General features: G+C 48.7%; 8 protein-coding genes. 5 read left to right on the forward strand and 3 right to left on the reverse strand.

Features of this window, described 5'->3' with window-relative positions; all coding sequences use genetic code 11:
* Window positions 1-123: 123 nt before the first annotated feature.
* Window positions 124-1,470, reverse strand: a complete 1,347-nt coding sequence (locus tag AAH187_RS18040) for a POT family MFS transporter (RefSeq protein ID WP_342349878.1) — start codon at window positions 1,468-1,470, stop codon at window positions 124-126.
* Window positions 1,471-1,632: 162 nt separating this feature from the next.
* On the opposite strand from AAH187_RS18040, the gene AAH187_RS18045 reads away from it, so the two are divergent.
* Both AAH187_RS18045 and AAH187_RS18050 read left to right on the forward strand, forming a co-directional pair.
* Entirely contained in the window at window positions 1,633-3,558 is a 1,926-nt protein-coding gene (locus AAH187_RS18045) for a TonB-dependent receptor (RefSeq protein ID WP_342349879.1), read from the forward strand.
* A 177-nt stretch (window positions 3,559-3,735) separates the two neighbouring features.
* On the forward strand, window positions 3,736-4,722 hold the full coding sequence (locus tag AAH187_RS18050) for an HDOD domain-containing protein (protein WP_342349880.1): 987 nt from the start codon (window positions 3,736-3,738) through the stop codon (window positions 4,720-4,722).
* 26 nt (window positions 4,723-4,748) lie between these two features.
* Here AAH187_RS18050 and AAH187_RS18055 read toward each other — a convergent pair whose 3' ends face one another.
* Window positions 4,749-5,900 carry a GGDEF domain-containing protein gene (locus AAH187_RS18055; protein ID WP_342349881.1) on the reverse strand — a complete coding sequence of 384 codons (1,152 nt, stop codon included), beginning with the start codon at window positions 5,898-5,900 and terminating at the stop codon, window positions 4,749-4,751.
* Window positions 5,901-6,271: 371 nt separating this feature from the next.
* Between AAH187_RS18055 and AAH187_RS18060 the strand changes: the two genes are divergently transcribed.
* Window positions 6,272-6,892 carry an RNA methyltransferase gene (locus AAH187_RS18060; protein WP_342349882.1) on the forward strand — a complete coding sequence of 207 codons (621 nt, stop codon included), beginning with the start codon at window positions 6,272-6,274 and terminating at the stop codon, window positions 6,890-6,892.
* Window positions 6,893-6,971: 79 nt separating this feature from the next.
* Window positions 6,972-7,229 (forward strand): DUF1653 domain-containing protein, encoded by a 258-nt coding sequence (locus AAH187_RS18065; RefSeq protein ID WP_342349883.1) that lies wholly within the window; start codon window positions 6,972-6,974, stop codon window positions 7,227-7,229.
* Window positions 7,230-7,505: 276 nt separating this feature from the next.
* Here AAH187_RS18065 and purE read toward each other — a convergent pair whose 3' ends face one another.
* A complete protein-coding gene (gene purE / locus AAH187_RS18070) occupies window positions 7,506-7,994 on the reverse strand; it encodes a 5-(carboxyamino)imidazole ribonucleotide mutase (RefSeq protein ID WP_342349884.1) in 489 nt (162 codons plus the stop codon).
* Between the two features lie 249 nt (window positions 7,995-8,243).
* On the opposite strand from purE, the gene AAH187_RS18075 reads away from it, so the two are divergent.
* Window positions 8,244-8,879 carry a peroxiredoxin gene (locus AAH187_RS18075; protein ID WP_342349885.1) on the forward strand — a complete coding sequence of 212 codons (636 nt, stop codon included), beginning with the start codon at window positions 8,244-8,246 and terminating at the stop codon, window positions 8,877-8,879.
* The last annotated feature ends 150 nt before the right edge of the window (window positions 8,880-9,029 follow it).

The following is a 9,029-nucleotide window of genomic DNA, read 5'->3' on the forward strand; positions in this document are numbered from 1 at the left end:
AGAATTCTTCGTCTAAATCTGATTTACAGAGTGGGAATGAATATTCATCTCCACCAATGGTGTAAGGAAGAAGCTTGAGCATTGAAATTGTTGAAGGGGCGAGACCTTGATACCCGGATCAGATCATCCCCGTCCTGTTCCCTGCAAATACGTTTCTTCCTCGTAACCTTTCACCACCAGGAGAAACAGACAGGCCACAAGAAACATGACGCCCGCAAAAAACCAATAGTAGTTTGGGCCGGTCAACGCAACAGTCCCATCGGCATTCTGAATCCAAAAATTCACAATGGCGGTAAACCCGTTTCCTAGGGACACTGACAGCAAAAATAAGCCCATCAGGAGCGATTTGAGTTTAAGTGGAGCCTGGGTATAGGAAAATTCGAGACAAGTAATAGACACCATGACTTCCGCAGCCGTAATCACCACGAAGGCCAATAACTGCCAGCCAATCGCCGGTTCCATCCCCAATTCAATCTGTTGCTCAATATAGGCTGAGATCAGAAATGCCCCAACCGTCATAAAAAAGCCCATGGCCATTTTTCGCAATGAGGTCAGGGAAACGATTCTATTCAAAAGCGGATAAACCCCATAGGTAAACAAAGGAATAAACACCATGATCAAGACGGGATTCACTGCCTGAATTTGCGAAGGCAGCCATTCAACACCCATCCACACACGGTCCATGTGTTGGGCTTGAAGAACCCATGCTGAAGCCGTTTGGTCATAGAGAGACCAAAAAAATGCGACAAACACATAAATACCCGCCAACTTTCCAATCGCACGCCAAGCCTGTGGACTAGAAAGCGCTTGAAGCACACCGGACGGGTCAGGAGGAATATGGACATAATGGGTCCGGCCAGACCAAAAAATGATGGTCGCCACAAGCATCAAGATGCCAGGCACCCCAAATGCCAGGCCAGGGCCATAATGCTCCAAAAGCCAGGGGGTGAGCATCACGGATCCAAAAGCTCCGACGTTGATGGCGAAGTAAAACCAGGCAAAGGCCTTGGTTAAAAGATGCCCATTAGTAAGACTAAACTGATCCCCCAAATTAGCTGACACGCAGGGCTTAATGCCCCCGGAGCCGATCGCAATTAAAGTCAATCCAAGAAGTAGGCCGAATCGGGTGTGATCGAAAGCCAAAACGACGTGACCGCCACAATACACCAGAGAAAGAAGAATGATGGTTTTATATTTCCCCAAAAAGGCATCGGCCAAGATCGCCCCCAAAAAAGGGAAAAAGTACACGGCCGAGGCAAACAGATGGAAATAACTTTTTGCTTCTGCCTCGCCCATGGGATCCAAGCTTCCCTGGGCATTCAGTAACATCCCGGTCATAAACACCACCAGAATGGAACGCATGCCATAGTAACTAAATCGCTCCGCGCCTTCATTGACAACTAAATGCAGGACTCCCGATGGCATGGAAGAGGTCGCTAAAGGCTCGGTTCGAAATTTGCGTTTTTTCATGAACAAACTTCCATCTGTAAGTAAGTGGACAAGTCTTGAAAATTGGTATAGATCCTATCCGGTGAAAACCGCTGTGCCGGTCCGATAAGCGAACTTCGGTACCCACCGGAATGTCATTGTATTATGCCGACCCATTTCCCGCCATTGTCAGGCATGATCCTCTTGGCAAGTCTTTCAGGGCTAAGCATGGTGCTTCTCAAGCCGGTACAGGCCCAGGATACACCGGTAACAACCCTTGATACGATAATTGTCACCGGCTCAGCCCAACCCACCCAACCCCACCAATCGACTCAGAGCGTGACAATCCTCAACGCTGAACAGTTTGCTCCCCTTCAGCCCAATCGGGTTACCACCATGCTCCAACAAGTCCCAGGACTTCATACCGATGAAATGAGTGGGAGAAGTGGCATTAGCTCACTATATCTTCGAGGAGCCGATCCCAACTTCACCTTGGTTATGCTGGATGGTATCCCCATGAATGACTCAACAAATCAACGAGGTGGATCAGTTGATCTTTCCACAATTCCCATTGATCGAATCGATCGAGTAGAAATTGTTCGAGGGCCTCTCTCGGCATTTTATGGATCGGAAGCCATGGCGGGCGCAATCAATTTCATTACCAAATCAGCTTCAACGGCTCCCTCTCTTCGCCTACTGGGGGAGGGCGGTCGATTCGATTATCTCAAAGGGCTTTTTCAAACAGGAGGATCTGTTGGACCGTTGTCCACCAATATTTCGATATCACATACCCAAAATGGAGAGCAAATCGAGAAAGATTCATTTTCAATGGATTCGGCTGGATGGAATATTTCCTTACAGACAGATTCCAACGTTGACATGCATCTAAACGGGCAATATACCGACTCAACGGTCCGAAGTTTTCCAGAAGGCAGCGGTGGTTCGGAATTCGCTTTGCTCCGGGAAACCGAAAGACGAAAGACACAAGAATTCTTGACCGGGTTATCCGCTTCTTTTCACATTCCTTCTGGTTGGCACTATCAGGTATTTCTGAGTGTGACTCGGAGGGTTCAAGACGTGTCCAATCCCGGAATTCTTGCCACCCCAACTCTTTTTGCCTTGCCCCCGTCGGACTTTGAGACCCGCTATACCCGTGTTCAAACACGTATAACGACAACCTGGACGATCAGCCCGCAATGGAAATTTTCACTTGGTGAACAGTTGACTCATGAACGCGGAAGACGGAACGGGACGCAAGACTTGAGTTCCTTCGGAGGCACCTCTGACCAATCAGATGACTTTGCCATTCGGCGAACACTCGGAGGAACCTTTGCCGAACTGACCTCAGTCTGGTGGCACAAACTGACCGTGAATTCCGGTATTCGTGCTGATATCTCACAGGGATTTCAGCCGAAGATTAGCCCCAGGATTGGAGCGAGTTATCAACTTTCACCCTCAATGCGAATTCGTGGAGGCTATGGCAAAGGATTCAAATTGCCCAGCTTATCCAGCTTAGGAGACCCCTTAATTGGAAACCCCTCATTACAACCCGAAACCAGCGTCGGGTGGGATCTCGGCCTAGACTATCACACAGCCGATGAAGAATTTACCGCAACGATAGAATTCTTCCACAACCGGTTCAACAACCTTATTGACCTCGATCCCGAACTGCTCAATCAAGGAATTATTCGCCTCGCCAATATTGATGAGGCGAAAACACACGGTTGGAATGTATCCTTGTCCCTCACGCCAATCCCTATTGTTTCTTTCCAGTCTAGTCTCACCCACCTCACCACTCAAGTGACAGAAACGGGAGCTTCCCTAAGAAACCGCCCCAAATGGCGCGGATGGCTTGGAGTTACGATGAGGCTTTCTTCGACTGTCAATTTGAAAAGCCAAGTTACATGGGTCAGTTCCAGTTCCGATTTTCAGGTTCCAACCCAAACCACACGAGTAGGAGGATTTGCCAAGGCAGACATCACTCTGAATTACCATCCCTTCACCACATGGAGTTGTTATGCAGCCCTCGAAAACGTCACCAACGCCTCCTATGAACAGTTTGCCGGATTCCCAGCTCCGCCCTTCACCTTTCGTTTGGGATTGGAATATCGGCCAAAACTTTTAGATTAGTAATTCTGCCTCATAAAAAAATACAAATACCTCCTCAACCCATATTCCCGTATAAATCTATCCCAGGAACCCGCTTAAGCCCTGCCTTGTTTTAACCGAAAAAAGGAAAGACGTTAAAGAGGCAAGCGAAGATGTAATAAATATCGCTTCCTTTCTTCATTTCACCAGGATTCTTTCATGCAACTCACACTTCCATTAAATCCCATTCAAGACGAAGAAGTTCCCACAATTTTTGAGAGAATTAAAGACTGTAAATCCTTGCCGATCTTGTCCCCCCTGGCCTCGACCATTCTTAAAATGTGCCAAAATGAGGACACTGATGCCTCAGAATTGGCCACGATCATAAGTCAGGATCCGGGAATGGCGGCTCAAATCTTATTTATGGCGAACTCGGGGTATTACGGTGGGTCTCGACACAAGGTGAACAGCATCGGACATGCCGTGACCTTGCTTGGATTTTCAACGATCGCCAATCTGGCTCTGTCTTTTTGCTTTTATCGTTTAATTAAAGACATGAAAGAGGTCTCAACTTATGGGATTGACCATGTCAAGTTTTGGCGGCGATCCATTCTGGCCAGTGTGGCAGCTCGCGCCATTGGAAAACACTTCTCCTTTCCGGACGTAGAACTCATGTTTCTTGGTGCCCTGCTTCAGGATATCGGACTATTGGCATTAAACGAGGTAGCTTCAAAGGAAATTGCCTTGCTCCAGGAACACAATCAGGACAATCATGCCACATTACACCAATATGAGCTTGAACACTTAGGGGTTGATCATTCACAGGTGGGAGCCTGGCTGGCCCAGCATTGGCAACTTCCTGAGGAGTTTCAGGTGGCCATTCTCTATAGCCATACTCCTGAATTATTTGAGACTCCGTTGGACTTTCAGCCTCTGGTGGATACCGTTGCACTCTCCGGGATCATTGCGGACATCTGGACCAATCCCGATACCGACGCTGCCATTGCCTCAGCCCAAAAGAACAGTCAGGGTCGCCTAACCCTACAACCGGAAGACTGGGAACCGATTCTTGGTCACATCATGGCAGGAATTCCACAAATTGCCAGTTTTTTCCACAGCCGGATCGGAAACTTCGAAGACATGGCTCACATTCATCAATTAGCCTTACAACAACTGAACTCCACTGATCCTCAGCTATTCAGCTAAACGAAGCTCACACCTACCGCTCTGACTCAGCCTTTCTTCCTCACTCCAGAATTCTCAGTTGCCAGGCATAATTGATTCCGACCATTGTCCTTTGCCCGGTACAACGCACGATCTGCACGTTCAAGCCATGAGAGGACGGTTTCACCAGGGAGTAACTCCGCCAATCCGATCGATGCCGTGACCGGGATGGTGATATCTTGGTAGGAAAATTCCTCTCCTCTAACGGCCTCCAGCAGGCGCTCGCCCAATCGCTGACTGAGTTCCTCCCCGGCTCCCTGAAGCAAGACACAAAACTCTTCCCCTCCATATCTGGCAATAAAATCAGTCTTCCTGGGAAAGGTCGACACCAACCGTTTCGCCAGCTGCTGTAACACCACATCGCCAGCCGGATGGCCATAGGTATCGTTCACGTGCTTAAAATGATCGACATCCACCATCAAAATACAAGCAGACGTCCCGGAGAAAAAACTCACGCTGGCCGTTCGTTCTAATTGAAGATCCAACGCTCCACGGTTATACAGCTGGGTCAGAGCATCCAGCGTCATGAGCTTTCGTGCACCTCCCAATTCCTCCTCAACGACACGCAATTTTTCTCCAAGACTTTCCAAGCGTTGTCGCTGACGTTCTTTTCGTTCATCCACAAGAGCACTGATGCCTTCAACCACAGCCAATAAGGCCTGCTTCACATCGTGGAAAGAACCTTCCTCGGTGACCGAACGCAATTGGACCAGATGGGTCGTCACGTTTTGATCAGTTTCCTGATCCTCCACAAATGCGCGTCCCATGATATTGGTAAATTCGCAAAGAACATTTCGCATATCTTGGAGATTGCGTGTCACATAGGATTTTTCCTGTTGCCGATGTCCATTGACAAATTGAGTGAGTGCCCCCCAATCCCGTCGTGGGCTTGTCTCGCGTTTTTTTATATCGTCGTCAATCTGAGCACCCACCAACACATGTCTCGCCCACCGTTCAAACTCCTTTTCTATCTCCTCTTCCGAGAGTTGGTGTAGTTCAAAGGCATGGCGACCCAGACATCGCAACACCCGGGCTAAGGATTCTACAGCCTTGTCGGATTCTCCCGATTCCCCTACAGGCCTAGACCCGTTTGCGCCCTGCTCCTTTTGGGACCCATTATCAGATTGATCTTTTTTCCCAATGGACCAAGATCCTAACATGTCTCCCTCCTCTTCAAGTCACTTCTGCCTATGTTTGTTTCGGTGAACTATCCAGCGAATGCATGGGGAGAGCGGGGTAACTGTTTGATTCAGTTATCGGCATTTTCTCTAGGTCTCTTGAGCCACTTTTTGTTATGCTCTCTCCCATTAGCTACAAACAGTAAGCCTAAAAGGATTCCTTGATCCCCCGTTTACCCGTTCACTCCAATTTCCCCTAAAGCCTCGTGAATCAACCACACCCGATCTCCAGTAGACAAAATCCCCACTTCAAGCGATGGGTATCATTACTGGACTCTCATGGGATTAAACGGCATCGCCTCTGCCTCGTTTCCGGGAATAAACTCCGAAAGGAAATCGGAACGAATTCCGGGGTGACTGTTCATGAACTCTTACTTCCGCCATCGTGGAGTTCCAGAGAGGAGCTCCCATCTCAGGCCATCCACTATCAACTGTCTCATTCCCTGTTTCAGGAGTTGGATGTGTTTGGAACAAAAGAACCGCTCCTGGTCTGCGACGTCCCCGAAATGTCTCATACAAATCTAAACCGACCCCCCAACGGATTGGAAGTTTTGTGCCCGATTGGAGACCCTGGGAATCTGGGGGCCTTGCTACGCTGCTGTCGAGCGTTTGACGTGCGAACTGTGGTGTTGCTTCAGGAAGCCGTCCACCCCTTCCACCCGAAGGTCATTCGTGCCAGTAGCGGCGCCGTGTTTGTCCAGTCCTTACAATGGGCAGACTCCATTACCGACCTGGATGCCCCGGAAACATTGCAATGGATTACCGCATTAGATTTACACGGGACGAATATGTCTACGGTACAATGGCCTCAACATGTTCGACTCCTTATTGGCGAGGAAGGCGTAGGTGTTCCACCCTTTCAGTTTTCGGAACGTCTGTGTATTCCTCAAATCCATCCGTCGATCCCATTAAATGCGACAGTCGCAGGCAGCATCGCCCTCTATGCGTATCGCCAACACCACTCACAGCCCTAACCCATTATGATCGGACCTCTGCGAGGCACTTCGTAGCCGGTTGTGGCACCATTCGAACAGAACAACACCCATACATCTTATGAACACACCACAGTCGCCTCAAGACCAAAGCCTTTCAGTTATTCAACCCGGTAGATATCGTCATTATAAAGGGAATGAATACCAGGTCATTGGCGTCGCCAAACATTCAGAAACAGAAGAAGACCTTGTGGTCTACCGCGCACTCTATGGCGATTGCGGCCTTTGGGTCAGACCGGCCAAGATGTTTAGGGAGAAAATTGAAATGGAGGGAAAACTAGTATTCAGATTTGAATGGATCGACGATGTAAAAAACTAAAACAGACGCCACGACCATCAAACCGAATAGAGATTAACAGACATCAGTCTGGTCAGACAGGATGTCTGTCCTGTTCGGATACGAGACAGGCGTTTCATATCGCGGCACTCATCCCTGCAAGTACCGGGATGGGTTGCCTTGTAAAATCCTATTAGTCAACCGGACAGAATATCCATGACTCCGGTTGGGGAGGCTCCAGTGATCACGCCTCATACCAATACCCTGCCTATCATGCACCTTCTTTCTCGAACCATCTAGCTCATTCTCCATCGACACTCACAACTGTTCTGCCAACACAGCCCGCGTTTGTTCTTCTCGATACGCTTGTAACCGTTTGGAGAGGGTATCATCTGCCAATGCTAAAATCGCAGCAGCCAACAACGCCGCATTCACCGCACCCGCGCTCCCTATCGCCAAGGTTCCCACAGGAATACCTTTGGGCATTTGAACAATCGACAAGAGGGAGTCGAGACCTTGCAAGGCCTTTGATTGCATGGGAACACCCAACACCGGCAATTGCGTTTTCGCCGCAATTCCCCCGGCTAAATGAGCCGCCCCCCCGGCCCCGGCAACAAATACCTGTACTCCCCGAGCTTCAGCCTCACCAATATACTCCACCAACGCATCCGGAGCCCTATGCGCAGAAAGGACCAGACTCTCATGGGCTATATGGAGCTTTGTAAGAGTCTCACTGGCTAATCTCATGGTGTCCCAATCCGATTTGCTGCCCAATATAATCGCGACCCGAAGTGATGACTCAGCCATACGCTCTTCTATTCCTTTTTACTTTTCTATTCTTAAATGACAATGGATTGAGAAAAAGTCCATGTCTCGATGAGACCGACTTACGATAGCGCATCTTGGTCCAAGTTGACCATATAGCGAGGACTGCCTTACACTAAAATACCTCTGAATTTTTTGAGGAAATTCCCAATAGGAGCCAACCAATTTCCTCGCGGGCTTTCTACCGCAGAGATATATTATTCACTTTATTCATCATGGGAGAGAAATATTATGGCAATACGTCTGGGAGATGAAGCACCAAATTTCACAGCAGAAACGACTCAAGGCACCGTGAATTTCCATGAGTGGCTTGGGAACGGATGGGGCATACTCTTTTCACATCCCAAGGATTTCACTCCGGTGTGCACCACGGAATTGGGAACCATGGCGAACATGACGGAAGAGTTTAAAAAACGAAATGTGAAAGTATTAGCAATCAGCGTGGATCCACTCGACTCCCATAATGGTTGGATCAAGGATATTAATGAGACTCAACATTGCACAGTAAGTTATCCCATTATTGCCGATCCGGAAAAAAAGGTCGCGAATCTCTATGATATGATTCATCCCAATGCCCTCGATAATATGACCGTTCGCTCGGTGTTCGTGATCGGACCGGATAAAAAGGTCAAATTAACGCTCACCTATCCCGCCTCAACTGGCAGGAATTTCAATGAAATTCTCCGTGTGGTTGACTCACTGCAATTAACCGCCAAACATAAAGTTGCCACACCGGCAAATTGGAAAGACGGAGAGGACTGTATCATCACGCCGGCTGTAACGGATGCAGAAATCCCCGGGCTATTTCCCAAAGGTCATCGTGCGGTGAAACCCTATCTGCGCTTCACCCCGCAACCCAACCGCTAGAACTTCCCCAAAAAACTGAGGCAGCGCTACACTAGGGTGGCGCTGCCCGTGATTCATCCAATCTTTCGTCTCCCCCTCCCATCCCAAGTCCTGATCTATTTAGTCTGTCTCATGGATCCTGATGCCTTATTTCCCATAGGCCACGACTTT

This window comes from uncultured Nitrospira sp., assembly GCA_902500695.1.
Classification (GTDB): Bacteria; Nitrospirota; Nitrospiria; order Nitrospirales; family UBA8639; genus Nitrospira_E.